This is a genomic window from Litoribrevibacter euphylliae (assembly GCF_042646085.1).
Taxonomy (GTDB): domain Bacteria; phylum Pseudomonadota; class Gammaproteobacteria; order Pseudomonadales; family Litoribrevibacteraceae; genus Litoribrevibacter; species Litoribrevibacter euphylliae.
Genome location: NZ_JBHRSZ010000009.1, coordinates 86,565 through 111,300, shown reverse-complemented (window position 1 = coordinate 111,300; position 24,736 = coordinate 86,565). Strand labels below are relative to the sequence as shown.

Sequence of the window (24,736 nt, the reverse complement as noted above, 5' to 3'; positions counted from 1 at the left end):
CATGGCTTTAAGCGATCATACGTCTGAACAACTGAATAAATTGATGCATTCCGGTGAGTTGTCATCACACCAAAAAGAAGAGGAGATAGAGGTTTTAATCAGTAGAGGCGATTTCCAGCAAAGTGAGGCGTCAGCTTCCAAGCCTGAGCGTTCTAAGAAGGGCTTTATCGCTTCTATGGGGCGGTTTCCTCTCGGTCGCGTTATAGTCCTGTTTTTTATACTTCCATTTCTTCTTTTATTGGTGGAAGCGAAGATATTTTTTGCGGAAAAAATACCACTAGATGGCGTAGTTGCGACTTCATTAATGACGTTTATGGCTGTGTATACCACAGTGGGGGCGGTAATTGTTTATTCGACGTTACAACGGTTTAAACACATTAAAATGCACCCGAGACGATCTATTGCCATTTTCCAAATGTATTCGATAGTGTTTTTGATGGTGGCTGCCAGCTGGATGCTTTTGATTGAGCGTTAAGAGGATGGTTTAGAATCACCTTTTTTTATTTAAATTAACCAACAGGTTAACATTTTAAAACATTAAATCTGCCTCAGATCATTTTTGTCGTATTTACATTGTTCATCAGTTTCATACAATTCCGTACCTTAAGGTTTATCAAGGACGATGTTGTATGCCTACCCAATGCACAATGTTCCGTGCTGCTAAATTTCCCTTCCTATTTTTTCTTCGACAGTGCCCTTGCAGAGCAACGTATCTGAGTGCTCGCATCTATGTTTTTTACGTTAAATGGATCGTGCGTCCTTGAGTCGCATAAGGAATAAGAGAGTTGTAATGAAAAAGTTTTTATTGATGTCGGCATTGCTGTTTAGCGGCAGTGTCTTTGCAGATTCATCCTGTTCGGATAATGCCTTTCGGGCTTGGGAGAAAGATTCTAACCAGTTTCGTAACAGCCTTTTTTGGACGTGTGATTCTTATCCGGCAGATGACTCGTTAGAGGTGATGTTGTATCACACATGGGTTGACGGAGAAGACGGTGAGCGTCATTTAATGTTACGGGTGTTGTTGGTCAAAACAGAAACCCCGGAGGTGGTTGCTTCGGGCAATTTACATATTTGGGAAGGGCCAAACATTAAGGTGCGTGAGGGAGATTATGACCCAGAAGCGTTCATTATTGACAGCACCAATTACCCGTTAAACGATACAATCAATGCCTTTGCTATTCGAGCGGATATTACGGGTGATAATTATTGTAGCGACATTGTTCGTGATCAGTTTGTTACCTTATTTGTGCGTGAAGGTAAGGCGTTGAAACCTGTGCTAAAACACCTGCCATTGCAGCAAAGATACGTGGTAGAGGGAACTGCTTGTGATCGTTATGGCGATAAGAAAACATTACATGGTCAAGGGCAATTAAGTTTGGCGGACACCAAGACTAATGGATATCGGGATTTGATACTTAGTACCGAAACTGTAACTGATGTGTACGATCAGTCCAGCATGGAAGAGCTAAGTGAGGCGGAAATGTTGGAAGAAGAATCGTCAGGGATTGAAACCAAGATCTATAAAACGACATTGAAATTTGATGGTCATAGGTATCCCGTGAAGTGGGAAGAGCTTCCGGCTAAGGAATGGTGGCAGTTATGAGATCTTTATATAACACCTTGAAGTTAATGGCAGTAGGCACTCTGTTTTCTGCTTCCGCAGTGATGGCTGCTCAAACCTGTTCACCTGAGCAATTGGAATCGTTAGAAGAGAGCAAGCACCTGTTTGGTCCGCTTTCTTGGCCGGTATGTAAAGCACTGCCTAATCGCCCGGAGCTGACACTGGCGTCTTACTTTGTCTGGACGGATGGTGCAAAGCCGGGTGAACGCACATATCAGTGGAATACGGTGATTCTCGACAGTAAGCGCCATAAGGTACAGGCGGTCCATCGTGAATTCATTCATGAAGGGAAACAGGCAAAAATTCGTCCGGACAGTATCTGGTTGGATACGGCCAATTATGCCTTGAATGATCAGGTCAGAGCATTCGGTGTTCGGCTCAATACAGGCGCTGACCTTGGCTGTGAACGAGAGTCTCGTGGACAGTTCTTGAATTTATTTGTCTATCAAAACCACATTCTGACTCGGTTGGTTGAAAACTTGCCAACGGAATACTCACGAGTTCATGAAGGGTCTATGTGTGACAATAGTGTTGAGTGGGAAAAAGAAGTTGCCAAGTCTCATCTGCAGATATTGCCAACCAAGCATTACGGGTTTGCGGACATCAAACTGAAGTCGAAGGGTGTTTTTGAAAGTAAGTCAGGCTACAGAAAAGGGTTTGAGAAATCTCGAGGCCATACCTATATCTTCAAATACGATGGAGAAAAATACAGTATCGACCGATCTGAGCTGCCAAGTTACCGCTGGTCTGATCCAGAAAATTTGTAATTGCATGATGATGAACGATGCCGGGCCGACTCTAATAATGGGTCACTCTAATAGTGGGTGGCCTGGCTATAGAATACGCCAGCGTGTTGATTGGTGGTCAGATATAGAATGATACGTCAGCGTAGTCTGAAGGACCGGCCTAACCTAAGTAATCGCGCAAAGCATCGGTTGTTGTATACCAAGCGTCAGCCAAAATCCCGTTTTGAAGGCTGGATCTTACGTGCGGTCGATCGGCCCATGTATTACCGCTTAACCATCTTGCCTTATATGCCTGCATTGTGTGCTCTGATCAGTTGGGGGTCTATGGAGAAGGCAGGGCTTTATGCTGCTTTTGTAATGCTGACATTGGTTATAGGTATATGTATCTGGCGTTCCGGGAGCCTACCTGATCGTCTTAAGTATGTTCGTGAAGATCCTCCTCAAGATGTGTCTTGGGTGTTTTGGCGTTACGTCCATGAAGGTCTTATGTGCAGTGTGGGGGTTGTTGTTCTGACGCTGTTAATGCTTTGGTTGCACTTCTCTTAGGCTCTGTCTTACTTGGATTTCAATAAGCAGGTGATGATGAAATTCTTTAGAATCTCGCAAGTTTCGTACTTTATTTGGTTCATGTTCTCTTTGTTTTTGCTCAGTGTACTGGTGTCTGGTTATGCACTGTGGCGAGCTCATGCTTCTTTTGATTGGCCAACTGCCAAGGGCATGGTCGTTAATACCTGGATAGAAGAAATTCATACACAAGGGAGCAGTGCCGACCCTCATTACGAAGTAGGGATAGAGTACGTCTATGCCGTGGGTGAAGACTTTTATCACAAAGAAAATAAACGAGACATTACCGGTGCCATCCCAGGTTACTCTAAGGAAGAAGCGCAAGCCTTAGTGGCAGAGTTTCCGAGAACAAAAGTCATTCAAGTTCATTATGACCCGGACGATCCAGAGAGTGCGGTGATCATCCCTACAATGCATCCCTTTATGATTGTTGGGTTTGTTCTATTCAGTCTTATATTCTTGGCGGTGCTTTACGTTATGTTCCGACAGATGAGCAGCGAACCAGACAGCTTTATTGTGACTGAGGTTTAGATATGAATAGTGATTTTTCCAGCGGGTAATTATTAATTCGAAGTGATAGAGGCAAAGAATTTTATCCATACTGGCTAAGAGCGTATTCACTTAGACGTTTAAAATTGATGATGAATTTCAGTACACTTGCCGGACTATTTTTATCGAGAGTTATTTCACTTGTCTAACTTAGAAGAAAACCAAGTCGATTTTCCCAACCCAGAAACAACTGAATTATTGAGCCTGGAGCTAATAGGCAAACCATTACGATTGACCACTGACAACGAAGCAGTGCAACGTCTTTACTGGGGCGAGCAATTGGTGAGCTGCGCAGAACTGGCAGACGTACAAACTAATGAAGTTGTGCACCGTTTTCAATTACAGGTCAGGGCTCCAGAGCAGCCCGATAAGACCTTATCTATCAGCTTGAATTTACAAGCGCAAGACAACAATCTCAGCTATCAATTATGGGTAGGGGAACGACAACAAGAAAGCGGTCAGTGCCCGCTACCCAGCGACGGGCACCTTGTAAAAGCGAAAAAGCACACCAGTCTGATAGGGCTAGCAGCGCTGGCGTTTAAACTATTAAAAAGTGCCAAGGTGGTAAAAGCTGCATTGGCTGGAGCTTCGGTTGCAGGCTATGCGTGGTTATTTTCCCTAGAGTTTGCGCTGGTTTTAATTGCTTGTTTAGTCGCTCATGAATACGGCCATGTTAGAGCGATGAAATATTTTGGTATCAAGACCAAAGGCATTTATTTGATCCCGTTTGTGGGTGGCTTGGCGGTCTCAGACGATAAAATTAATACCCGATGGCAGGATGTAGTAATATCCATCATGGGCCCGTGTTTTGGCTTATTTATGTCACTGGGGTGTTGGTTGTTATTTGCTATTACCGGTCTGGAATTGTTTGCAGGCGCTGCAGTGCTTGGTTCTCTGTTAAATCTATTTAACCTGTTGCCTATTTTGCCTCTGGATGGCGGTCATATATTAAAAAGTATCAGCTTTTCCATGCGCTCGTGGGTAGGTCTTTCTGTATGTTTGGCAGGCATTGGTTTGGGCTTATGGTTATCTTACACCTTTGGATTGGCGCTGTTGGTTTTCTTCTTGATTGTGGGATCACTGGAAATTGTCTTTGAATGGCGACAACGACAGTTTTCGCATCTGGTTCCTCTTGATACCTATGGACAGCTGTTCTCGGCGGTTTGGTATTTTCTTGTTTCGGCAGGGCACATTTTAGTGATCTATAGCTTTGCTGACTCGCAAAACCCAATCCTGAGCTTGCCCATGAAAATACTGGGGAGTTAAGAAGTTTAATGTGCTTATAACAAAGGTATGCTGATTACACTGTATTTGATACAGCTAATGTGGATTGAATAAATGGAGAAGTAAATGAGCAAGGAAGACAATCTGGTATCACTGTCTGGAGCCCCAATTTATAGATATACGGATGGTGAAAAAGAATGGGAGTCACCACATGGAGAAGAGTGTATTGAGGAAATTTCTAATCACATTGAGACGCACATTGGTGAGGTCGAGTTAGTTCTTCATGAACTGATCTCAGATACCGTTCATATTGATATTCACTATGTGAAACCAACTAAAGAACAACCCTTCCACATACTGATTACATCAGGTATGAGTGATCTTCCTATGAACGTACCAGAAGAAGCTGCTATGACTAAATATATGGAATTGATGATTACTCTGCCTGAATCCTGGCATGTTGATGAGGAGTCATTTAAGGATGAGCGATGGTACTGGCCTATTCGTCAGCTGAAATACCTAGCTCGTTTTCCTCACAAATATGATACATGGTTGGGCTTTGGGCACACGATTCCAAATGGTGATCCAGCAGAGAGTTTTGCAGAAAATACAAAGCTCAGCGGTGTCATCCTGCTTCCACCCTTGTATGTACCTGATGAGTTTACTCGTCTCCATATCTCCCAAGACAAAATTATTGAGTTCTTTAGTATCGTCCCTTTATATAGCGAAGAAATGAACTTGAAGTTAGCTAAAGGAAGTGATGCGCTGTTGGATAAATTAGACGAGATTAATGCTTGGGAATTGATTGATGTTAATCGTAAAAACGTTGCGAAAAAGCGGTTTGGTGTGTTTTGAATTTAAAGTGGAGATAGATTATTAGTCAGTGCTTTACGTTATGTTCCGACAGATGACCTGTGAACCAGACAGTTTGATTGTGGCTGAGGTTTAAATCAATTTAATTGTTGGTTCGTTTGTACTCCCTCCTTATTTATGAATAAATACACTCGGCGTTAAACGGAAGTACGGCAAAAAAATATCTCTATTTCTCAAGGAGGAGTCATGTATCCAGCTGCGTATCCGCACGATGAATTGAAAGCGTTGTATCCTGGCGTCTACTTACTGCATGGCAGTATTAAAATGGGGCCGGGTATGCGAATGAATAGGAATATGGTCGTTCTTAAGGAAGGTGAGGATTTGACGTTAATTAATCCTGTTCGAATGAGCGAGCAAGGGTTGGCCTCCCTTGATGATCTTGGGAAGGTCAGGCGTGTCATCCGTTTAGGCGATTTTCATGGCCTGGATGACTCGTTTTATCTAGATCGCTATCAATGTGAATTCTGGGCTCAAAGTGGTCAAGATCCTATCCAGAACTCAACGCTACACACACAATTTCTTCGGACACTCAAAGCCCTTTTCCAAACTCTTTGTTCTTTATTTTTGAAACTGCTCAATATCCTGAGGCTGCATTGCTGCTTAATGATCATAAACTTCTGATTACTACCGACAGTGTTCAATATCATGTAGATTGGAGCTATTTTACTCGATTTACCAAGTTCGCATTCAAATTACTCGGATTCAAAACGGGGATTAACATTGGGCCTCCTTGGTTGAAACGAGTGACGCCGAAAGGTGGCTCTATGAGATCTGATTTCGAAAAGTTACTTGCTCTTGATTTTGAGGCTTTGGTCGCGGCCCACGGAATGTGTTTAGAGTCTGGCGCAAAAGACGCGCTTAGACGCGAAGTTCAGAATACGTTTAAAGAGTGATTGTAAGCTTGTTGGTTGAGCTATAGCTGATGTGATTAAGAGCAATATAGGTAGTTATGAGAGAAAGCCTTAGACATAAAATTATCGAAATCTGTGATAAGAAAATTGCCAGCAAAGGGGAAAGTGTGGGGCTTTCATTTTATGCCTTTTTTGCAAACAAAAATGATGACCCTGAACTATTGATGGAAGCAGCTGAGTGGTGGATTAAAACTCATCAGCTTGATCACTTTGAAAAGGCTGTGAAAATTAAACAGCTGGTTCAGATGTTTCCTAAAAGTTAAGGGCACTATGAAAAAACTACTAGGCCTTTTTATAGTAATCGTTCTTCTCGTGCCCATCCTTTTGTATTGTCTAACATATAAAGGAGAGCGTGAATTTACGGAGTTAAATGGCTTACCTGAAGTGAGTGCAGTGATTGAAAATTCACGCAATCTTTTCGGGACTCCCTATGACCCACTTATGGGCATGTATGACAATATTGGTGGTCGTATCGGCTTTATCGTATGCAGTGATGTTCCGAACATCGCTTATGGGAAGGCAGGATATTCCTTCAAAACTTTATTAGAGAAAAGCTTTAATCAACGCCCTGAGCTCTATGATTCAAGGAATGGAAATAACCCGAGTAATCCATTCTTTCATCGACGGGCAAGAAATCTCTTCTCGTACTTCCAATCCATTGGTTCACTTCAATCAGTTTCATATTCACCCCAGATCGGAGATCTGGTTTTCTATCGTAAATCCAAGAATGGCTACATTGCTCATGTTGCCTTGGTGACGGAAGTATTTGATGGTGGTTATAGGGTTATGGAATCAGCACCTAAAACGCTTTTTGCTCAAGAAGTGGATATGGAATCACCTATCGAAAGAGGTTGGATTTTGGCTGGCTTTGGAAAGGTTTATTGATGTATTCAGTCGTAATCGTAGCTACGTTTTTTCTGAAACCGGTCTAAACCACCCTCTGTCGGGTAACTGTCGGGTGCTTTTCGTACCTGACAGTGCAAAATAACAATAAATATTCTGGTTCAGAAGCAAAGGAGAATACGCATGATTCTGAAACAGTTAAGGATAAGCCGCCATTTATCACAAGAGCAGTTGGCAGAAATGTCTGGCTTAAGTGTGAGGACAATTCAACGAATCGAAAGTGGTCAAAAGGCGAGTTTAGAGTCCCAGAAATGTTTAGCCGCAGCGCTTGATATCGACCTTGATACCTTGAATCAACCGGCTCTTAAAATTGATAAAAGCTCCGAAAATTGGAAAAAGCTGCCTATCTTTGTGAAGTTGTGGTTTGTGATCAACTTTCTGCAAGTACGACCTCAGCGAAACACGGCCATCAGGGTTGAACTGGTTTCTCATCTGACTGGTTTTCTGTTCTGTGGTTTGGGGCTTGTCAGTGAGGCGGCGCTAGTCGGCGGCTTAATTATGCTAGCAACGGCCTACTTGTTTCTTTTGCTGAGATGGCAGGGTGACCAATATGGTATTTGGTACGAGACAACGTCGTAGATATGGTTGAGTTATATAAGGAGGAATTTGTGATCAGGGAAATGACCAAAGCGGACTTTGAGGTGTTCTGGCCGACATTCGAATCAGTTATAAACGCACAAGAAACCTATGCGTTTGATCCTGAGATGAGTTTTCAGCAGGCGTATGACTTATGGTGTGAGTCACCCTTGAAGGCATTTGTTTTTGTGGAAGGTGATCAGGTTCTTGGTTCCTATTACATAAAAGCCAATGGCATGGGGCCAAGCAATCACATTTGTAACTGTGGTTACATGGTAGCCGAAGCGGCAAGGGGAAAGGGCATTGCTCGACAACTCTGTGAACATTCTCAGCAGGTGGCTATTGAGCTTGGTTTTAAGGCCATGCAATTTAACTCTGTAGTATCTGCTAATGACGTGGCGGTAGCTTTGTGGCAAAAGCTTGGTTTCAACATTGTGGGTACGATTCCGTCTGCGTATAAACACAGTAAGCTTGGCTATGTTGATAGCTATGTCATGCATAAACAGTTAGGACATTAAGTGCGCTATATTCTGGTATCAGACATTTTCGGAAGAACGGATTCGCTCGAATGTTTAGCTTCACGAATCTCTGGAAATGCAGATATCGTAGATCCCTACCAATCCAAGCATATGGGCTTTGCGGATGAAGCCGAGGCCTATAGCGTTTTCACACAAGAAGTCGGTCTGCAACGCTATAGCGAAATGTTGTTGGATCATCTGAAATCTGTTTCGACCGATATACGTTTAATCGGTTTCAGTGTCGGAGGATCGGCAATATGGAACTGTTCAGAGAGTAGGCTGCTGACCAATGTAGTCGATGCCCAGTGTTTTTACAGTTCTCAAATTCGACATGCCGTTGAGACCAATCCTCGTTTTCCCACTAAGCTTGTTTTACCTGCGCATGAAGCGCATTTCTCTGTGTCGGATTTAATGGTTGAGCTTGAAAACAAGAGTAATGTGACGATTGAACAAACCCATTACCTGCATGGTTTTATGAACCGTTATTCCAAAAACTATGATCAGGAAGGGTACGAAGAGTTTTGCCAACGCCTGTGTAACGATTAAGTCATTTTCCCAAGTTCTTGTTTCATCCAATCACTGAAATGTTCAACCGCTGAAATACCTTCTCGTTCGGGATTGATGCGAAGCCAGTAACTGTAGCCATCGAAGGCTGGGATTGTTTGGTCTTCACTAATCCAACCTTGTGACAGTGCCGTTGCGCTGAGCACGTTACTCAATAGGCCATAGCCTTGGCCTGTCATGATGGCTTGCAGAACAAAATACTCTTGCTCAAAGGTTTTTACGTCAAACTCGCTTGAATCAACAAAGCGTTGCCAATCCAGGTTTTTGAGTAGGCCATTCTCCGGCCAGTGTGTGACAAAGAGGGTAGCCTTTTGGTTCTTTGGTGGCTGGTAGTGCGGGCTGCGATACAGCGCGATTTTCTCCGTAGTTAGAAATACTTCGTCTGTTGCTTCCTCGTCCAGACCATATCGTAAGGCCAGATCAATGTGTTTCTCTCTCCTTAAATCCACCAAACTATCGCTGGCGCAAATTTTCAGAGTGTTGCTTGGGAAGTGTTGATTTATCTGAGCGCTCCTTGGGGTTAGCCAAAGTGCGGCGAAGGAGTTACAGCAAGAGATGGAAATATCATTTTTATCCTGTCGAATATCATCCAGTGCATGATCCAACTGCGTTAATAAATCTTGGCATGAGTGGGCAAGTTTTGCGCCGGAGTTAGTCAGACTGATGGCGCGAGTATGACGTTCAAACAGCTGAACTCGTAGCTGAGTTTCTAGGCTTTTAATCTGATGGGAAACCGCTGTTGGGGTGATATTAAGCACCTTGGCTGCGTCTTTAAAGCTGAGATGCTTGGCGACAATGGCGAAGGTTTTTAAATAATTCAAAGAGGAGATTTGATCAAGCATGTCGATGTTATAGATGATTATGAATAAGTTTAAGTTATTTATAGAATGGAATAACTCAATTGTCAGGATTGATCAAGGCTAGGCAAAATGAACCCTGTAACGACAATGGAGTAGAACATGAAAACTATCTTATATATTAGCTGTAGCGCAAGACAATACCACCCCGATCAATCAGAACATATTTCTATCAGTAGGGAATTAGGAGAAGTGTTTCTTAAGGAATTTAAATCAGGATATGGTCAATTAGAGGTTATTCATCGGGATCTGTCGGTGCAACCGCCATCATTTATCACGACGGACTTTCTTGCGGCCACTTTTAGTGATGATGTCAGCGAAGAGCAACAGAAAGTATTGGCTGAATCCGATGCATTAATTCAGGAAGTGGTGGATGCCGATGTGATCGTCATTTCCAGCCCTATGTACAACTACGGCATGCCTGCGGTGTTGAAAGCCTGGTTTGACCAAGTGATTCGAATTGGTAAAACCTTCACCTTCGATTTGGCGAGAGGTGATAAGCCGTTAGAACCGATACTCAGTGGCAAGCAATTAGTACTTCTGGCTTCTTGGGGCGAGTTTAACTTTAAAAAAGGTGACCCGTTGTATTCGATGAATCACTTAACCAGTCACATTGAGCAGTTATGCCCGTATCTTGGTGCAGAGCAGTTCTTTGAAATCGCCTCTGAATACCAAGAGTTTGGGGATGAGCGTCATGTGCAATCGAAAGCGCAGGCTTTTGATGAGGCTAAGGCATTGGCGAGGAAACTTGCTGGAAACGAATAACAAATCTAACTAGGGTGGCGATTTAAAAAGTTTTTAGGTAAAAATTGAAGGAGTAGGGGTTGTTGAGTGGTTGAAAGTATATTCAAAGGAGTAATATTGATTAATTATTAATGATGTATATCAAAGGCTTAGTCCTTACTGTTGTCATTTGTTTTTATCTTGTATTGTGGTGCTTCTTTTGATTTCTATTTTCAAAATTCAATTTCAGACTCTTATAAAATTCACTTTTTTTTCTGTTACTTTGTTGATTGCTGGTTGTTCTTTTTTTGAAGATCCAGAAAAAGAAAGGATTGAATATGAATTTTGGTCTTTCATGCACAATGTTTGTACTCGTTCGCATAATAATGATTATTGTGATTGTTGGGCCAATACTTTAGAGAAACAAACCTCTTACCAGCGCAAGAAAAGTATTGCTTTAGGTGATCCGATGGCTAGCTTCGATTTTTCTGAAATCTTGATTGAAAATGAAGAGGAGCTAAGGCGTTGTGATGTTCTTAAATTGCCACAAACGTTGGAGAAGAACAGTGATGATTCCAATCAGACCGTTACTGGTGCTTCAATAAAAAGTTGTCCCGAGTTTAATGATCAAAAGCCATTAGAAGCGAAGACTGAAGCTGAGCGATTCATGGGATTAAGCGAAAAGGCCACGGTTCGAATTAAGAGCGTCGATGCGTCAATATCGCAAGGTATGTTAACCGATCAGTATTTTTCAGAACTTAAAGAAAGGATGGTCAGATTTGGAAAAATATTAGAAAGTAGGCTTCCGCGCGATTCTGAAAGGGACATAGTGCAAGAATATACCAATCAAGCAGAGAGTGCCGTAGCGTGTGCGAAGGCTGTAATGGCCTCGTTCTACGCAGAATATGAACTTGATAACCTTTACCGACTTTACCATACATCTTCTGATAGAAATGCAGACTTGACCAGTATCTTTAATGCAAGAATTGAGAGACTAGAGATTCCTAAAGATCAGTATTGGACTTACAGAAATGCTTTCGAAGCGAGTCTAAGTTGTAAATATGACAAATGCGTAATATCGAATTGATACTTGTAATTTCTATCTAACGAATGAGGGTATCAAAGAAGAGTATCGAAAGCTGGATCCGTCGACGGCGACTGCTGAATGTAGGTGGAAGTGCTCAGTGCTATACTTTTTGTTTCATAAGGCTTATGTAAAGCGTATCTGAAATGAAGCAAAGTTAGAGCCCTGAACGTGTCGTGTATTTACTCTGCCAATGCTGTTTACTTTATTGTGTGCGCAGAGACACACTGTTGGTGGGGTCTCCAGGTATCTTAGGATATGAAAGAGCACGGTATTTATCGGATAGAGGAATCCGGTGACATTATTCATGTCTACCCGGTCGGTGGTTTCAATGAGTATGGAATTAAATCTCTGCATCAGGAAATACGGTCAATTGCGCCTAAAGACCGGGCTTGGGTCTTGATTGAACACCCTAAAGATGAAGCCGGTTTGACGCCTGAGGCTGCAAAAGAGCTCTGCAAAAATTACTGCTTACTAAGTAAATATGGTTGCAAAGCCGTTGGTTTGGAAATTAGCAGGATATGGGCGTTCTCGATCCAAAAAACGCTAAAAGATCAGGTCGACATTCCTGTCTATTTCAGTGAAAGTTCTGAAGAGGTGGAGAAGTTTGTTGTCCAGCATTTGTGAATAGCTTCTTCACCTCGGCAATATAAAAATCATCACCAAACAAAAAATACTCACCAATATCACCACGGTTCTAAAGTCCATTCCCATCCAGACGCCTCTGGCGTCACGTTCCGGCGGGCAGGGAATGCCGCATTTCAGGCACAGTCTAGCTTCTTTACTGAGTGCGGTACCACAGTTGTTACAGGTTCGATTGCTGGATTTAGCGTTCACATGGTTGTTTGTTTCAGTGGTTTCGTTCGTTTTATTGTTCACAATCGTACCTCCAATTTTCATGTTTCCAGATTAATTGAATAAGCGAACCAAATACTGACTTTGATCAATTAGAGAGAAACTTGAGTGATCTAGTATGGTTTTAATAGAAAGAAAAACTCAAAAGTATCTTTAACCCGATTTCAGTCTTTAAAGGGGAAGCCTGATGACAGTGGAAATTGCGATTAATAATGAGAAGCCGACTCAGGCGCTGTCGGATGATTTGTATTATGAACCTCAGGGAAATGAGATTCAGATGTTTGAGCATGCATATCGTCACCAATTGCCTGTGCTGATTAAAGGGCCAACAGGGTGCGGTAAAACGCGTTTTATTGCGGCAATGGCAGAGCGTTTAGGTCGTCCTTTGTATACGGTGTCGTGCCATGATGATTTAACGGCGTCGGATCTGGTAGGGCGACATTTGATTGGTCCGGATGGAACCTACTGGCAGGATGGCCCATTAACACGCGCCGTGCGTGAAGGCGGGATTTGCTATCTGGATGAGGTCGTCGAAGCACGTAAAGACACGACGGTGGTGTTGCACCCATTGGCGGATGATCGTCGGATTCTTCCGATTGAGCGTACAGGTGAATACCTGGAAGCCGCGCCCGGATTTATGTTAGTGGTGTCCTATAATCCAGGCTATCAAAATCTGATCAAAGGGATGAAGCCGAGTACTCGTCAGCGCTTTATGGCAATGAGCTTTGATTATCCGAAACCGGAAGTTGAGGCTAAAATTGTTCGTCGTGAAAGTCAGTGTTCGGATGATGTTGCCCAACAATTGGTGACTTTGGCTACAGCGCTTCGGAATCTTAAAGATCATGATTTAGAGGAAGCCGCATCGACGCGTTTGCTGATTTACGCAGCAAAGTTAATCACGGGTGGCATTGGTAAACGTCAGGCGTGTTATGCAGCGATGGCGGAACCGCTTTCAGATGATGACGCGACAGTTGTAGCCTTGAAGAATGTGATCGATGCTTGCGTGAAATAACGTCTTCTTATCGTTCGTAACGTTTTAAATGTTGGCTTTCACTTCTAAAAAGTGAGTGCAGAAAGGGGATTAAGGTGTCCAAAGCGGTTCAAGCACAGGCATGGTATCTAGCGAACCTATTGGCGTTGCCTGGCTTGTCGTTTTTGGTGCTTTTGTATCTCTATCTAAAATATGTGCGGCCGTATCAAGGTGTGATTCGGGATCAGAGGGATCTTGAGTTGTCTGATGATCAGCCGCTTGCAACGTCTCTGACGATTACACAAGCTGAGCTTGATGCTTCGCACATTCGATCTGCGTTTTGGTTATCTGTGATCGGTGGTAGTACTGTGATCGGTGGTTGTGGTTTGTTGTTTTTCTTAACAGGCAATAACGCCAAAGCCTGGGTGATGATTGTTCTTTACTTCACCGTGTTGCATACGTCTTTTGTGCTTTGGGGGATGTTTAATCTTGCTAAAGCCTGGTCGTCAAAATTACCTTTCTTTAAGCTTATTTAGTTCGCTGTTTCTTCGAATTAAAATAGGCGTTCTTAAAATATCTCTCTTGTCTTTTCATTGAGTTAAATCAGTAAATAATAACTTACTAAAGTGAGTGGTTATTTTTGTAACTTATTGAATTAAATCAGGTAAATCTATTAACCCTACTATTTTTGTCAAATAATTGATGTGAATCAGGATAGCGCCAGTTGAGCGTTAAACATCCGTTTTTTGCGTTTTATACTCTTTTCCAAGGTTGAAAAAGAGAGGACAGGAGTAGGGCATGAAAAACAGAGATGATGTTCAAGTGAACGTCCGTTCTCCGGGATGTTCTTCAAAATGCAATGCCAGTGTGGGGTTCAAAAAGAAGAGCCGCAAGAAAGTGGCGCTTGTTGGTTCTGCCTGTTCTCTTATTTTTTCTGGAATGTTGTTGGCGCAAACCATCGACTCGGATCGTCAACAGCAATTAGATCATTTACTAAAACAAGATTGTGGTTCATGTCATGGCATGACCTTAAAGGGTGGTCTAGGCCCGGCGCTTACTGAAGAGGCCATGGCGGAGAAACCTAAACAGTATTTGTTCGACACCATTTTCTTTGGCCGTGAAGCTTTGGCTATGCCTCCATGGGAAGGTTTGCTGAGTGAAGACGAAATATGGTGGATTGTGGATCGACTCAAGAATGGAGACAGCGAACAATGAAAACATTCAGTCCAATCAGAAGCGCGTTGAGCGTAATGCTTGTTTCAAGCGTGATCTCAGGTTGCTCACTTATGACTCCAGATGCACAGCATTTAGTTGCCAAGCACTCAGAGCCTCAGGCTACGGGGGATTTAGGGGTAATCATTGAACGTGCCACAGGTTCGGTTCAAATCGTCGATACCAGTGATCAAAGAAAAGTCGCGTCTGTGTCCGAGTTAGGTGATTTGTCTCATGCCTCCATCGTGTTTTCCCGTGATGAACGCTTTGCCTATGTGTTTGGCCGTGATGGTGGCTTAACCAAAGTCGATATTCTTGAGCAAAAAATTGATAAGCGCGTGGTGCAGTCCGGCAACAGTATCGGCGGTGCCATTTCGCAAGACGGCAAGCTCGTGGCGGTTTCTAATTATACGCCCGGTGGTGTGAAAATTTTTAACAGTGACACCTTGGAACTGGTGTTGGATCTGCCTGCAATCGGTCGAGATGGTAAACAATCCAAAACCGTGGGTTTAGTCGACGCGCCGGATCAAAAGTTTGTGTTCAGCTTGTTCGACTCCAATGAAATCTGGTTGGTTGATATGTCAGGCGAGGAACCAAAGATTCAGAAGTTCTTTGATATTGGTTCCAAGCCTTACGATGCGCTGATTTCCCCGAACGGTCGTTATTATATCGCCGGTTTATACGGTGAAGATGGCATGGCGTTGCTGGACCTTTGGTATCCGGAAAAGGGCGTTCGCAAGATTCTTCCCAATTACGGCAAAGGCGAGCAACGCTTGCCCGTATACAAAATGCCGCATCTAGAAGGTTGGGCCGTTGCCGGAAATCGTGCCTTTGTACCGGCGGTAGGGCGCCATGAAGTGATCGTGGTGGATATGAATACCTGGGAACAGGTGGGCGCTATCCCTGTGCACGGTCAACCGATCTTTGTGATGGCTCGCCCTGATGGCCGTCACGTTTGGGTGAACTTTGCTTTTCCAAGAAACAATGTCTTGGAAGTGATCGACACCGAAACGCTCGAAGTGATACACCACAAAGAGCCGGGTAAAACCGTACTCCACATGGAGTTTAACCCGAGAGGTGAGAAGCTTTGGGCCTCCGTTCGGGATGAAAATAAAGTCTGTATCTACAACACTCGCGACTTTAAAGAAGTGGAATGTTTAGCCGCAGAAAGCCCAAGTGGCATCTTCTTTACCAATCGTGCTCATACCATTGGGTTGTAAGTTGTCGGATTGAGATGTGAGGCGAGTGGCATGAATGAGTTGGATCGCAAATTGATTGATGAATACCAAAAGGGTTTACCCATCTCGTCTCGTCCCTATCTTGAAATGGCGGAGAACCTGGGTGTTTCAGAATCTGAAGTCATTGAGTCTTTAGAACGTTTGCAAGAAAGCGGTGTTTTGTCTCGAGTCGGTCCGGTTTTTAATCATAAAAAAGCGGGGGCCAGTGTTTTAGCAGCCATGGCCGTACCTGATGCGGAACTAAAAACCGTGGCGGAGCAGGTAAATGCCTTCGACGGCGTGAATCACAACTACGCACGTGAGCATAAGTACAACTTGTGGTTCGTAGTCACAGCGCCAGACCAAGAACAGCTGAATCAAGTATTAGAAGATATTGAAGCGGTTTGTGGCTACACAGTGATGCCGCTACCTATGGTCAAAAGTTATTACATCGATTTGGGATTCAAGATTCATTGGGATGCATGACGGGTATGCCAAACGAGGAGATCAACATGGGGTCATCATTGCAGTTAAACGCATCGCAGTTAAATGCATCGCAGTTAAATGCAGCACCGCTTACTGGTACTCAGCAACAATTGTTAAGACAGGCGATTCAGGATGGCTTGCCCTTAACGCCTCAGCCTTATCAAACCTTGGCAACGGCGTTGGGCGTATCTGAGCTAGCGGTGATGAAAACGTTGCAAGACTGGACAACGAACGGTCTGATTAAGCGCTTTGGATTAGTGGTTAAACATCATGCGTTGGGCTATCGCGCCAATGCCATGGTGGTGTGGGATGTGCCTGATCACCAAGTGGATGCGATAGGTGATGTGTTGAGCAAGGCCGACCCTGTAACTCTCTGCTATCAACGGCCAAGACGATTACCTGAGTGGCGCTACAACCTCTTTACTATGATCCACGGTAAGAGTCGTTCTATGGTGTTGGAACAGCTGGCTGAGTTAATTGAGGCGCATGAATTGGATGCGATCCCAAGAGACGTTTTGTTCAGTTATCGCCTGTTCAAACAATGCGGTGGCCACTATTCATCGTGTCAGCCTAATCCACACTCTCAAAGCGAAACAAACAGCGCCGCCTGTGAGTATGTAGCTCAACAGGAACGTCTGAAGACCTCAGCCTTGGCTGAGCATTCATCTTCAACTCGGCAGGTGGCCTATGGATAACATCGACAAGCAGCTGGTGAATCGTCTACAGGATGGTTTCCCGGTGACTGAACGACCTTTCCTAGCCATCGCGGAAGAGTTTGAGCTTGAAGAATCAGACGTTATGCAACGAGTTCAAACGCTGTTGGATGACGGCATTTTCAGTCGGTTTGGCCCCATGTTTCAGGCGGAACGCTTGGGGGGCGGTTTAACCTTGGCGGCAATGAAGGTAGCGCCTGAAGATTATGAGAAAGTCACTGAGCTAGTGAATGCTTTTCCTGAAGTTGCTCACAACTATCAGCGTGAGCACGAGTTGAATATGTGGTTTGTGCTGGCGACGGAAACGCCGGAAGGTATTGAAGAAACCATTCAACGGATGGAAGCCATCACGGGCTACCAAGTGTACAACATGCCAAAACAGGAGGAGTTCTATGTCGGTCTTAGATTTGAACTCTGATCCAAGCGATACGAATAAAACAGACGTCCCGAGCTTTTCTCAAAAGACGCCTGAAGCACCCGCTGAAAGAGCCAAGGATTACATCTTCACTCAGATTGATCGCGATTTGGTGATCGCAACACAAGAAGGTTTACCGATAGTAGAACGACCTTATAAAACCATCGCAGAACAACTGGGTATCTCTGAAGACGAGGTGATGTTCCGGCTTGAGAAGATGAAAGAGTGCGGTGTCATTCGTCGAATCGCCGGCGTGCCTAACCACTATCGCATCGGCTTTAAAGCCAACGGCATGACGGTGTGGAATGTAGCGGATGATCAGATCAAAGAGTTAGGGCGCAAAGTCGGACAATTACCGTTCGTGAGTCACTGTTATCAACGCCCGCGTCATCAGCCGTATTGGAATTACAACCTGTTTGCCATGGTGCACGGTTCTGAACGGGCGCAAGTGGAAGAGCGTACCCAATTAGTGAAAGAACTGCTGGGCGATGCCTGTACCGAACACGAGATTTTATACAGCTCGAAAATACTAAAAAAGACCGGTTTACGATTAGCAAATTAGCCTGTCAGCAATGAATATGTCAGCAATGAATAGCCAGGTTTGCTGACTGAGGAGCGAGAGATGTTTCGAATCACTCAATACATGAAGACCTTGCAAGAACCTACCCCTGTTGGCCCCGCCAGAAAGCCGCCAGGCCCTGTGGTGATTTGGAACCTGATTCGCCGCTGTAACCTGACCTGCAAACATTGCTATTCGATTTCGGCGGACATTGATTTCAAAGGGGAATTGTCTACCGACGAAGTGTTCACCGTGATGGATGATTTGAAAGGCTTTCGAGTGCCGGTGTTGATTTTGTCGGGTGGTGAACCGCTGCTAAGGCCGGATATTTTTGAGATTTCCAAACGCGCCAAAGACATGGGTTTTTACGTGGGGTTATCCAGTAACGGGACGTTGATCACTGAAGAAAACATCGATCAGATTGCCGAAGTGGGCTACGACTATGTAGGCGTCAGTATTGATGGCTTGAAAGAAACGCACGATGTATTTCGTCAGCGTAAAGGTGCGTTTGAAGAGTCGATGCACGGCATTCAGCTCTGTCGGGAGAAGGGCATCAAGGTGGGAATTCGCACCACGCTCACGCAGGACAATGCCAAAGAATTACCCGAGTTATTGAACTTGATGGATGAATACGACATCGACAAGTTCTACCTTTCGCATTTGAATTATGCCGGGCGTGGCAATCGTAACCGCAAGCGCGATGCCTTCCATCAAATGACGCGCGACGCTTTAGAATTGATTTTTGATCGTTGCTGGAACGAATTAAAGCAAGGTATTCATCGGGAATACGTGACCGGTAATAACGATGCCGATGGCCCGTTCTTGTTGCAATGGGCTGAGCGGAATGTGCCTGATCAAGTAGAGGCTTTGCGTCAGCGTTTAGTGAACTGGGGTGGGAATTCTTCCGGCGTTAATATTTCCAATATCGACAATCTGGGTAATGTCCACCCGGATACTTTCTGGTGGGATTACCATCTCGGTAATGTACGTGAAAAACCGTTTTCCGAGATTTGGCGTGATCCACAAGATGAGTTAATGAAAGGCTTCCGACAAACCCCAAGACCGGTTCACGGCCGTTGTGGTGATTGCAAGTATTTATCCATTTGTGGCGGCAACACTCGTGTGCGTGCTTACCAGTTAACCGATGACCCTTGGGCGGAAGATCCTGCGTGTTATCTCTCCAATGAAGAGATTGGCGTCGACGCTCAGGATGAAGATCGTTTGGAAATGCCCAACAAGTATCCTAACCGTCGCTTCAGTGATCCGCTTCCAAAGACGAAAACCACCCAAAAAGCGCGTGAAAATAACGACATAACCCGACCTAAATCAACGGATGAGGCCATTCAATACGTCAACATATAGGTCATTAGAAAGCTGGCAAAGCTTATCGTTTGATGAGAGCAAATTAGAGCCTGAAAAAGGCCTCGAGGAGAGCAGTATGCTTGATCATTCTACAGGAGTTTCATCCGACTCTTCGGTTACCGGTTTAGGTTTATCGCGAGTCATTCCTGCACTATTGGCCGATCGAATTCCCGTTTTACAACAAGGGCAGGTGGCCTTGGTTGGGGCTGGCCCTGGTGATCCAGGATTATTGACCGTGAATGCCTTGATGTTGATTCAGCAAGCGGATGTGGTGGTCTGTGATCGCTTGGTGTCACCTGAAATTGTGGCGCTGAAACCCGCGAATGCCGAACTCATCAACGCAGGTAAAAGCTGTAAAGAGCATGTGCTCACGCAAGACCAAACCAATCAATTATTGGTGGACTTGGCAAAAGCGGGTAAGCGCGTCGTGCGTTTGAAGGGCGGTGATCCGTACATTTTCGGGCGCGGCGGTGAAGAAGTGGAAGTCTTGATGGCGAATCAGATTGAATCCATCGTCGTGCCAGGCATTACCTCAGCTTCAGGCTGCTCTGCGTATGCGGGCTTCCCATTAACGCATCGCGATTATGCTCAATCCGTTACCTTTATCACCGGCCACAGAAAACAAGACGGTAGCCTGGATTTGGACTGGCAAACGCTGGCCAGCGATCAGCGCACCGTTGTTTTTTACATGGGGTTGTCCAATGCCGATTTGATTTCCAAACAACTGCAAGCCCATGGTCGAGCAGCAGAAACACCCGTTGGTTTGATTGAACGCGGCACAACGACGCGTCAACGTGTGGCCTTTACCACCTTGGATAAGCTGGTAAGCACCATTCAGGAAGAGGGTCTAAAACCACCCACCATGATGATTGTTGGTGAAGTGGTCAGCCTCGCTCATAAGAATCATGCACGCTTTAATCAAGAGTGTTTGGATCAAGAGCATTTCGATCAAGAGCGCTTGGATCAAAACAATGTGACTCAAAGCTATAACGTGGGGTGAGGTATGATGTTTCGAACCCTTTTTTCAAAAACCATTTTAGGGGCAGCGTTGGCGGGTTTAGCGATCACCAGTTACGGTGGTTCAAAATCTGTGACCTTATCTGACAGCGATTTAAAGCAAACCGAGAGTTTGTACAAAGCCCAATGCGCTTCATGCCATGGGACGGAACGCTTGGGCGGCATGGGGCCAGCGTTGTTGCCGGATAACCTATCTCGTCTTCGTAAGAACAAGGCATTGAAGGTCATTGCCAATGGTCGTGCGGCCACACAAATGCCAGCGTTTGGTTCAGTGCTTACTCCCGAACAACAAGCTCTACTCGGTAATTACATTTATACCGTGCCTAAAGCCATTCCTGTATGGGAAGAAGAGAGCATTCAAGCATCACAAATCATTAATCATCAACCAAGCGAATTACCGGCGAAGCCAAAGTTTGAAGCGGATTTGATGAACCTGTTTTTGGTGGTTGAGCTGGGCGATCATCATGTGACCTTGTTGAATGGTGATACTTTTGAGCCGATTCACCGCTTCAAAAGTCGCTTTGCTTTACACGGCGGGCCTAAATATTCACCGGACGGCCGTTTCGTTTACTTTGCTTCTCGTGATGGCTGGATCACCAAATACGACATCTACAACCTAACCGTAGTAGCGGAGATTCGAGCCGGGATCAATACCCGGAATCTGGCTGTCTCGTCGGATGGAAAGTCCGTCATGGTGGCGAACTATCTGCCAAATAACTTGGTGCTGCTGGATGCCGAAACGCTGGATTTAATGAAGGTCTATCCGGTACAAAATGCCGAAGGCAAAACCTCTCGCGTCAGCGCGGTTTACAATGCGCCGCCACGCAATACCTTTATCGCAGCGTTGAAAGACTTAAAAGAAGTGTGGGAGATTCCATATCCATCCTCTGATAAGTCAAAGTTCAATGAAGAACGTGCGCCTAAAGTCAGAACCATTGCAGTGAATGACTACCTGGACGACTTCTTCTTTGATCCGGATTACAAACTGCTGATCGGTGCATCCCGTGATGCCGCTGGCGGACAAGTGGTGGACTTGGACTTGGGCAAAGTTACTTCATCAATCCCATTACCAGGAATGCCGCACTTGGGTTCCGGCATCACTTGGGATTACCAAGGAAAACAAGTACTGGCAACGCCTAACTTGAAAGAAGGCAAAGTCTCAGTCATCGACATGACCACCTGGGAAGTGATCAAAGACATTAAAACCGAAGGGCCAGGCTTCTTCATGCGCAGTCATGAAAAATCGCCGTACGCCTGGGTAGATGTGTTCTTCGGCCCGAACAAAGAAGCGGTTCATGTCATCGACAAGAAAACGCTGGAAATCGTCAAAACTCTACGGCCTGCACCGGGCAAAACCGCTGCCCATGTGGAGTTCAACAAAGACGGCTCCAAACTGCTTCTGAGTATTTGGGATATGGACGGCGAAGTCATCGTCTATGACGCCAATACCCTGGAAGAAGAAAAACGTCTGCCTATGGTTAAACCCTCCGGCAAATACAACGTCTGGAACAAGACACAGTATGAGCGGGGAACCAGTCACTAAGGTGTTCATTGTTTGTTGGCAAAAGCTGAGCTAGAAGAAGCCGAGTGTTCGAAAGGACGCTCGGTTTTTTGGTTTCTAACCCTAGGAGGAAACTATGGCCTCTTGATTCATCAATTCATCCATAGGGCTTTGAACTGCATTACCTCCGCGATTTAATACAAGAGTATAAAAATTGTCTGTGTTTTTATACAGTTATATCAAGATGCGAATAGGTGTTAATACGGAAAATATCCGACCTTTTGGCGCTTTTGGGGTATGGTGTAATTATAAGGTTATGAAAATAAATGGAAATTTAATTTTTTTGAACGCTTTTTGGGAATGCACTAATTGCATACTGAAGACGCACTTTGGGGATGAAGCATTTATATATATGTATTAAGTTGATGTTTCGCTGGGAAATGCGTTAGAGAATGAGACACAAAATTGGAAAAGCGGATCTGCGTCCATAGGGACGCAGAATTCGCTGTTATACGATCAGAATATTAAGGAGAATGTATTGAATGGCTAAGCCTAGAATTTTTGTTAGCTCTACATACTATGATTTGAAGCATATTAGAAAATCGATTGAATCATTTATCGATGATATGGGATACGAAACAGTTCTCTTTGAAAATGGTGATATTCCTTTTGATCATCATGAGCCTTTAGATGAATCTTGTTATAAGGAGTTGGAAAGTTGTCACATACTGGTTCTTGTGGTTGGAGGTAGATATGGCTCAAGCGTGTCCGAAGAGCAAGTAGATATATCAGATGATGAATTGGAAAAGCACTACGAGCACTTCAACTCAATAACGAAAAAAGAATACGAAACGGCAAAAGAAAGAGATATACCAATATATATCTTTGTAGAAAAAGGGGTTGCGGCAGAATATCAAACGTATAAAGAAAACAGAGAAAACGACACCATAAAATATGCGCATGTCGATAGTGTAAACGTGTTCAGACTTCTTGATGTTGTTTACGCTCAAAAGCGTAACAACTTGGTTAAAGAGTTTGAGAATGTTGAAGATATTACCAAGTGGCTTAAAGATCAGTGGGCCGGCTTGTTTACGCAATTTCTGATTAAAAAATCTAATGATGCTCCAATCGCATCACTTGAAAAGCAATTATCTAATTTGAGTATTGTTGCTGAGACATTGAAGGATTACTCAACGAGCATTATTCGCGGGCTATCTCCAAATGAATTTGATGAGATTGTTAGCAATATTGATCAAAAGGAAAAGCATAGATCTGAAATGAGTCTTTTTCTTCGTCACCATATAATTGATCACTTAATTGAAGATCATTCAGCTGACCCTGAGAGTCTTTTCGAAGGTTTTATTAATTCGAAAAATTCAGATGAATTCGTGGCTAAAGCTAATAGCGCTATGAAGGATGATGATTATTGTGGACTCATGGAAGATTCTGAGTTTCTCTTTAGTAATCTGAATGAATTACGGGAAGACCTAGGTTTAGGTTCATGGCCTCGTATAACAAAGCAATCCAAAGGACGCAAAAAGCCGCGCCTTTGATTGCGGCGTTATGTGCAAAGGATGGTTGAATTTTGGATAAAACTCGAGTGTTAGCGTTGATTCGAGACGGCAGAACTATTGCTGCAATTAAATATGTAAGAGAGGCGACTGGTAAGGACTTAAAAGAAAGTAAGTTATATGTCGAATCTCTTCGTGGTAGTGAATTCAACCGACCTCGTCTTTCACTTGAATTTCAAGAAGCTGCTGAAGAACTATATAGATTAATTCCGAGTGCAAAAGAATGTGGGAGTCTTTTTAGAGTTGAGCGAATTCTCGAATGTGCAGAAGCAGAAAATAAGAATATAGAATTTGTGAGTTTTGCTAAGTGGGATCAGAATTATGAATTCAATGCCTATGATGACGACGAGTTATTGCATGAAATATTAGGTAAAAACGTTTCAGGCAGGCTTTTAGTAATCTGCGATGATTTTGAGCACCCCTATACTATAGAGCTATCGAATCTTAGTTCAGAAGTTGGCAAATTTTCGAGATGCTTAGCAAATACTGACTTCATACTTATTGAGTTAGATCGAGATATAGTTACCATAGTTGGTCATTGGGGGTTGTGCGCTCGTATAGCGAATAAAAGCACATAACATCTATATGACCGGGGGGTGTCAAGGCGCAAAAACCTGAAGGCCCCTCCAAGGTCAGAGCTCGATTCCCAATAATCTGTTCCTGCTCTCTTGTTGGCACAGCTGCCGATTCTTTCATTACTGTTGTCAGTTCATAAGAACTGTCGGGGTGCCGCACCATCACAAACATCTATCGAGGTTCTACTGGAGATGGGTCTCCAGCATGTGTCTATCCTCAAAAAGCCGTAAGGTGACACCCTAGAAATCAATCGGTTACCCTCGCATCCGGCGCTTCAAGAGTCGGGCTCGCGTTACTTCATGCGTCCAGTTATAAGTCACTCGGACGAGGTGCAGTTCCAAAGCGAAACAGGCGGACAATTCATTGTCTATTCAAGGCGGAGGTGGTTGGCGTATTGTCCATTAAGAGGCATCAAGCCCCAGGCTTAGGTCTATCTCATGTCGTTCAAATCTACGGTTCCGACAACATCAGGTTGATATGTTCTTTAAACGCTTGCAGCTTCTTGGTTTGCCACTGAGTTTTCTTTGAAAGAAGGTAGAGGCGTTTTCTGGGAAGGTTTCGCTCGGATA

The 24,736-nt window shown here is 44.2% G+C and carries 32 protein-coding genes; 30 read left to right on the top strand and 2 right to left on the bottom strand.

What is annotated here, in order from left to right:
* The first annotated feature begins 1 nt into the window (after position 1).
* From ACFOEK_RS19695 to ACFOEK_RS19630, 14 genes are all read left to right on the top strand, one after another.
* Positions 2-475, top strand: coding sequence for a hypothetical protein (locus tag ACFOEK_RS19695; RefSeq protein ID WP_386723200.1), 474 nt, complete (start codon positions 2-4; stop codon positions 473-475).
* A 315-nt stretch (positions 476-790) separates the two neighbouring features.
* Positions 791-1,603, top strand: a complete 813-nt coding sequence (locus ACFOEK_RS19690; protein ID WP_386723199.1) for a PA3715 family protein — start codon at positions 791-793, stop codon at positions 1,601-1,603.
* Complete coding sequence (locus ACFOEK_RS19685) at positions 1,600-2,388, top strand: PA3715 family protein (protein WP_386723198.1); 789 nt, start codon at positions 1,600-1,602, stop codon at positions 2,386-2,388. Before ACFOEK_RS19690 ends, ACFOEK_RS19685 begins: the two co-directional genes overlap by 4 nt.
* 108 nt (positions 2,389-2,496) lie before the next feature.
* Complete coding sequence (locus ACFOEK_RS19680; protein ID WP_386723197.1) at positions 2,497-2,913, top strand: hypothetical protein; 417 nt, start codon at positions 2,497-2,499, stop codon at positions 2,911-2,913.
* Between the two features lie 36 nt (positions 2,914-2,949).
* On the top strand, positions 2,950-3,462 hold the full coding sequence (locus ACFOEK_RS19675; protein ID WP_386723196.1) for a DUF3592 domain-containing protein: 513 nt from the start codon (positions 2,950-2,952) through the stop codon (positions 3,460-3,462).
* A gap of 159 nt (positions 3,463-3,621) precedes the next feature.
* Complete coding sequence (locus ACFOEK_RS19670; RefSeq protein ID WP_386723195.1) at positions 3,622-4,746, top strand: site-2 protease family protein; 1,125 nt, start codon at positions 3,622-3,624, stop codon at positions 4,744-4,746.
* A gap of 84 nt (positions 4,747-4,830) precedes the next feature.
* Positions 4,831-5,559: a suppressor of fused domain protein gene (locus ACFOEK_RS19665; protein ID WP_386723194.1), complete on the top strand. Its 729-nt coding sequence runs from the start codon at positions 4,831-4,833 to the stop codon at positions 5,557-5,559.
* A 204-nt stretch (positions 5,560-5,763) separates the two neighbouring features.
* Positions 5,764-6,198: a hypothetical protein gene (locus tag ACFOEK_RS19660; protein ID WP_386723193.1), complete on the top strand. Its 435-nt coding sequence runs from the start codon at positions 5,764-5,766 to the stop codon at positions 6,196-6,198.
* A gap of 143 nt (positions 6,199-6,341) precedes the next feature.
* Positions 6,342-6,470 carry a hypothetical protein gene (locus ACFOEK_RS19655; protein WP_386723192.1) on the top strand — a complete coding sequence of 43 codons (129 nt, stop codon included), beginning with the start codon at positions 6,342-6,344 and terminating at the stop codon, positions 6,468-6,470.
* Positions 6,471-6,526: 56 nt separating this feature from the next.
* Complete coding sequence (locus ACFOEK_RS19650) at positions 6,527-6,751, top strand: DUF6500 family protein (RefSeq protein ID WP_386723191.1); 225 nt, start codon at positions 6,527-6,529, stop codon at positions 6,749-6,751.
* Positions 6,752-6,758: 7 nt separating this feature from the next.
* Positions 6,759-7,373, top strand: coding sequence for a CHAP domain-containing protein (locus ACFOEK_RS19645; protein ID WP_386723190.1), 615 nt, complete (start codon positions 6,759-6,761; stop codon positions 7,371-7,373).
* A gap of 141 nt (positions 7,374-7,514) precedes the next feature.
* A complete protein-coding gene (locus ACFOEK_RS19640) occupies positions 7,515-7,970 on the top strand; it encodes a helix-turn-helix domain-containing protein (RefSeq protein ID WP_386723189.1) in 456 nt (151 codons plus the stop codon).
* A gap of 29 nt (positions 7,971-7,999) precedes the next feature.
* Positions 8,000-8,485, top strand: a complete 486-nt coding sequence (locus ACFOEK_RS19635; RefSeq protein WP_386723188.1) for a GNAT family N-acetyltransferase — start codon at positions 8,000-8,002, stop codon at positions 8,483-8,485.
* The gene (locus ACFOEK_RS19630) at positions 8,486-9,031 is read left to right on the top strand and encodes a hypothetical protein (RefSeq protein ID WP_386723187.1); all 546 of its coding nucleotides are present in this window, start codon (positions 8,486-8,488) and stop codon (positions 9,029-9,031) included.
* Here the strand turns inward: ACFOEK_RS19630 and ACFOEK_RS19625 are convergent.
* Positions 9,028-9,891 carry a LysR family transcriptional regulator gene (locus ACFOEK_RS19625; RefSeq protein ID WP_386723186.1) on the bottom strand — a complete coding sequence of 288 codons (864 nt, stop codon included), beginning with the start codon at positions 9,889-9,891 and terminating at the stop codon, positions 9,028-9,030. The two genes, ACFOEK_RS19630 and ACFOEK_RS19625, sit on opposite strands and share 4 nt — an antisense overlap.
* Before the next feature lie 117 nt (positions 9,892-10,008).
* Here ACFOEK_RS19625 and ACFOEK_RS19620 point away from each other — a divergent pair, with 117 nt between their 5' ends.
* The 3 genes from ACFOEK_RS19620 to ACFOEK_RS19610 all read left to right on the top strand — a co-directional run bounded on the left by ACFOEK_RS19620 (position 10,009) and on the right by ACFOEK_RS19610 (position 12,340).
* The gene (locus ACFOEK_RS19620; protein ID WP_386723185.1) at positions 10,009-10,671 is read left to right on the top strand and encodes an FMN-dependent NADH-azoreductase; all 663 of its coding nucleotides are present in this window, start codon (positions 10,009-10,011) and stop codon (positions 10,669-10,671) included.
* A 178-nt stretch (positions 10,672-10,849) separates the two neighbouring features.
* Positions 10,850-11,716 carry a hypothetical protein gene (locus ACFOEK_RS19615; RefSeq protein ID WP_386723184.1) on the top strand — a complete coding sequence of 289 codons (867 nt, stop codon included), beginning with the start codon at positions 10,850-10,852 and terminating at the stop codon, positions 11,714-11,716.
* 255 nt (positions 11,717-11,971) lie between these two features.
* Positions 11,972-12,340: a hypothetical protein gene (locus ACFOEK_RS19610; RefSeq protein WP_386723183.1), complete on the top strand. Its 369-nt coding sequence runs from the start codon at positions 11,972-11,974 to the stop codon at positions 12,338-12,340.
* Between the two features lie 9 nt (positions 12,341-12,349).
* Here ACFOEK_RS19610 and ACFOEK_RS19605 read toward each other — a convergent pair whose 3' ends face one another.
* Entirely contained in the window at positions 12,350-12,592 is a 243-nt protein-coding gene (locus ACFOEK_RS19605; protein WP_386723182.1) for a hypothetical protein, read from the bottom strand.
* A gap of 163 nt (positions 12,593-12,755) precedes the next feature.
* Between ACFOEK_RS19605 and ACFOEK_RS19600 the strand changes: the two genes are divergently transcribed.
* From ACFOEK_RS19600 to ACFOEK_RS19540, 13 genes are all read left to right on the top strand, one after another.
* A complete protein-coding gene (locus ACFOEK_RS19600; protein WP_386723181.1) occupies positions 12,756-13,580 on the top strand; it encodes a CbbQ/NirQ/NorQ/GpvN family protein in 825 nt (274 codons plus the stop codon).
* A 74-nt stretch (positions 13,581-13,654) separates the two neighbouring features.
* Entirely contained in the window at positions 13,655-14,074 is a 420-nt protein-coding gene (locus tag ACFOEK_RS19595) for a hypothetical protein (protein ID WP_386723180.1), read from the top strand.
* Positions 14,075-14,336: 262 nt separating this feature from the next.
* Positions 14,337-14,753 carry a c-type cytochrome gene (locus tag ACFOEK_RS19590; RefSeq protein WP_386723179.1) on the top strand — a complete coding sequence of 139 codons (417 nt, stop codon included), beginning with the start codon at positions 14,337-14,339 and terminating at the stop codon, positions 14,751-14,753.
* Positions 14,754-14,824: 71 nt separating this feature from the next.
* On the top strand, positions 14,825-15,970 hold the full coding sequence (locus tag ACFOEK_RS19585) for a cytochrome D1 domain-containing protein (RefSeq protein WP_386723178.1): 1,146 nt from the start codon (positions 14,825-14,827) through the stop codon (positions 15,968-15,970).
* A gap of 30 nt (positions 15,971-16,000) precedes the next feature.
* On the top strand, positions 16,001-16,453 hold the full coding sequence (locus tag ACFOEK_RS19580; protein ID WP_386723177.1) for an AsnC family transcriptional regulator: 453 nt from the start codon (positions 16,001-16,003) through the stop codon (positions 16,451-16,453).
* A gap of 26 nt (positions 16,454-16,479) precedes the next feature.
* On the top strand, positions 16,480-17,148 hold the full coding sequence (gene ahbB, locus ACFOEK_RS19575; RefSeq protein ID WP_386723176.1) for a siroheme decarboxylase subunit beta: 669 nt from the start codon (positions 16,480-16,482) through the stop codon (positions 17,146-17,148).
* On the top strand, positions 17,141-17,584 hold the full coding sequence (locus tag ACFOEK_RS19570) for an Lrp/AsnC family transcriptional regulator (protein ID WP_386723175.1): 444 nt from the start codon (positions 17,141-17,143) through the stop codon (positions 17,582-17,584). The genes ahbB (ACFOEK_RS19575) and ACFOEK_RS19570 overlap by 8 nt, the downstream gene beginning before the upstream one ends.
* Positions 17,559-18,143: a siroheme decarboxylase subunit beta gene (gene ahbB, locus ACFOEK_RS19565; RefSeq protein WP_386723174.1), complete on the top strand. Its 585-nt coding sequence runs from the start codon at positions 17,559-17,561 to the stop codon at positions 18,141-18,143. Before ACFOEK_RS19570 ends, ahbB (ACFOEK_RS19565) begins: the two co-directional genes overlap by 26 nt.
* A 60-nt stretch (positions 18,144-18,203) precedes the next feature.
* Positions 18,204-19,502 (top strand): heme d1 biosynthesis radical SAM protein NirJ, encoded by a 1,299-nt coding sequence (nirJ, locus tag ACFOEK_RS19560; protein WP_386723173.1) that lies wholly within the window; start codon positions 18,204-18,206, stop codon positions 19,500-19,502.
* A 76-nt stretch (positions 19,503-19,578) separates the two neighbouring features.
* Positions 19,579-20,502 (top strand): uroporphyrinogen-III C-methyltransferase, encoded by a 924-nt coding sequence (gene cobA / locus ACFOEK_RS19555; RefSeq protein WP_386723172.1) that lies wholly within the window; start codon positions 19,579-19,581, stop codon positions 20,500-20,502.
* A gap of 3 nt (positions 20,503-20,505) precedes the next feature.
* A complete protein-coding gene (locus tag ACFOEK_RS19550; protein WP_386723171.1) occupies positions 20,506-22,062 on the top strand; it encodes a cytochrome D1 domain-containing protein in 1,557 nt (518 codons plus the stop codon).
* Positions 22,063-22,562: 500 nt separating this feature from the next.
* Entirely contained in the window at positions 22,563-23,573 is a 1,011-nt protein-coding gene (locus tag ACFOEK_RS19545; RefSeq protein WP_386723170.1) for a DUF4062 domain-containing protein, read from the top strand.
* A 32-nt stretch (positions 23,574-23,605) separates the two neighbouring features.
* Positions 23,606-24,169 carry a hypothetical protein gene (locus tag ACFOEK_RS19540; protein ID WP_386723169.1) on the top strand — a complete coding sequence of 188 codons (564 nt, stop codon included), beginning with the start codon at positions 23,606-23,608 and terminating at the stop codon, positions 24,167-24,169.
* The last annotated feature ends 567 nt before the right edge of the window (positions 24,170-24,736 follow it).

Coding starts and splice junctions, on each gene's coding strand:
- ahbB (WP_386723174.1), top strand. CDS start 17,559: ATGTCGGTCTTAGATTTGAACTCTGATCCAAGCGATACGAATAAAACA.
- ACFOEK_RS19580 (WP_386723177.1), top strand. CDS start 16,001: ATGAATGAGTTGGATCGCAAATTGATTGATGAATACCAAAAGGGTTTA.
- ACFOEK_RS19585 (WP_386723178.1), top strand. CDS start 14,825: ATGACTCCAGATGCACAGCATTTAGTTGCCAAGCACTCAGAGCCTCAG.
- ACFOEK_RS19645 (WP_386723190.1), top strand. CDS start 6,759: ATGAAAAAACTACTAGGCCTTTTTATAGTAATCGTTCTTCTCGTGCCC.
- ACFOEK_RS19640 (WP_386723189.1), top strand. CDS start 7,515: ATGATTCTGAAACAGTTAAGGATAAGCCGCCATTTATCACAAGAGCAG.
- nirJ (WP_386723173.1), top strand. CDS start 18,204: ATGTTTCGAATCACTCAATACATGAAGACCTTGCAAGAACCTACCCCT.
- ACFOEK_RS19625 (WP_386723186.1), bottom strand. CDS start 9,891: ATGCTTGATCAAATCTCCTCTTTGAATTATTTAAAAACCTTCGCCATT.
- ahbB (WP_386723176.1), top strand. CDS start 16,480: ATGGGGTCATCATTGCAGTTAAACGCATCGCAGTTAAATGCATCGCAG.
- ACFOEK_RS19545 (WP_386723170.1), top strand. CDS start 22,563: ATGGCTAAGCCTAGAATTTTTGTTAGCTCTACATACTATGATTTGAAG.
- ACFOEK_RS19570 (WP_386723175.1), top strand. CDS start 17,141: ATGGATAACATCGACAAGCAGCTGGTGAATCGTCTACAGGATGGTTTC.
- ACFOEK_RS19590 (WP_386723179.1), top strand. CDS start 14,337: ATGAAAAACAGAGATGATGTTCAAGTGAACGTCCGTTCTCCGGGATGT.
- ACFOEK_RS19665 (WP_386723194.1), top strand. CDS start 4,831: ATGAGCAAGGAAGACAATCTGGTATCACTGTCTGGAGCCCCAATTTAT.
- ACFOEK_RS19610 (WP_386723183.1), top strand. CDS start 11,972: ATGAAAGAGCACGGTATTTATCGGATAGAGGAATCCGGTGACATTATT.
- ACFOEK_RS19695 (WP_386723200.1), top strand. CDS start 2: ATGGCTTTAAGCGATCATACGTCTGAACAACTGAATAAATTGATGCAT.
- ACFOEK_RS19685 (WP_386723198.1), top strand. CDS start 1,600: ATGAGATCTTTATATAACACCTTGAAGTTAATGGCAGTAGGCACTCTG.
- ACFOEK_RS19550 (WP_386723171.1), top strand. CDS start 20,506: ATGATGTTTCGAACCCTTTTTTCAAAAACCATTTTAGGGGCAGCGTTG.
- ACFOEK_RS19600 (WP_386723181.1), top strand. CDS start 12,756: ATGACAGTGGAAATTGCGATTAATAATGAGAAGCCGACTCAGGCGCTG.
- ACFOEK_RS19690 (WP_386723199.1), top strand. CDS start 791: ATGAAAAAGTTTTTATTGATGTCGGCATTGCTGTTTAGCGGCAGTGTC.
- ACFOEK_RS19675 (WP_386723196.1), top strand. CDS start 2,950: ATGAAATTCTTTAGAATCTCGCAAGTTTCGTACTTTATTTGGTTCATG.
- ACFOEK_RS19660 (WP_386723193.1), top strand. CDS start 5,764: ATGTATCCAGCTGCGTATCCGCACGATGAATTGAAAGCGTTGTATCCT.
- ACFOEK_RS19620 (WP_386723185.1), top strand. CDS start 10,009: ATGAAAACTATCTTATATATTAGCTGTAGCGCAAGACAATACCACCCC.
- ACFOEK_RS19680 (WP_386723197.1), top strand. CDS start 2,497: ATGATACGTCAGCGTAGTCTGAAGGACCGGCCTAACCTAAGTAATCGC.
- ACFOEK_RS19650 (WP_386723191.1), top strand. CDS start 6,527: ATGAGAGAAAGCCTTAGACATAAAATTATCGAAATCTGTGATAAGAAA.
- ACFOEK_RS19655 (WP_386723192.1), top strand. CDS start 6,342: ATGAGATCTGATTTCGAAAAGTTACTTGCTCTTGATTTTGAGGCTTTG.
- cobA (WP_386723172.1), top strand. CDS start 19,579: ATGCTTGATCATTCTACAGGAGTTTCATCCGACTCTTCGGTTACCGGT.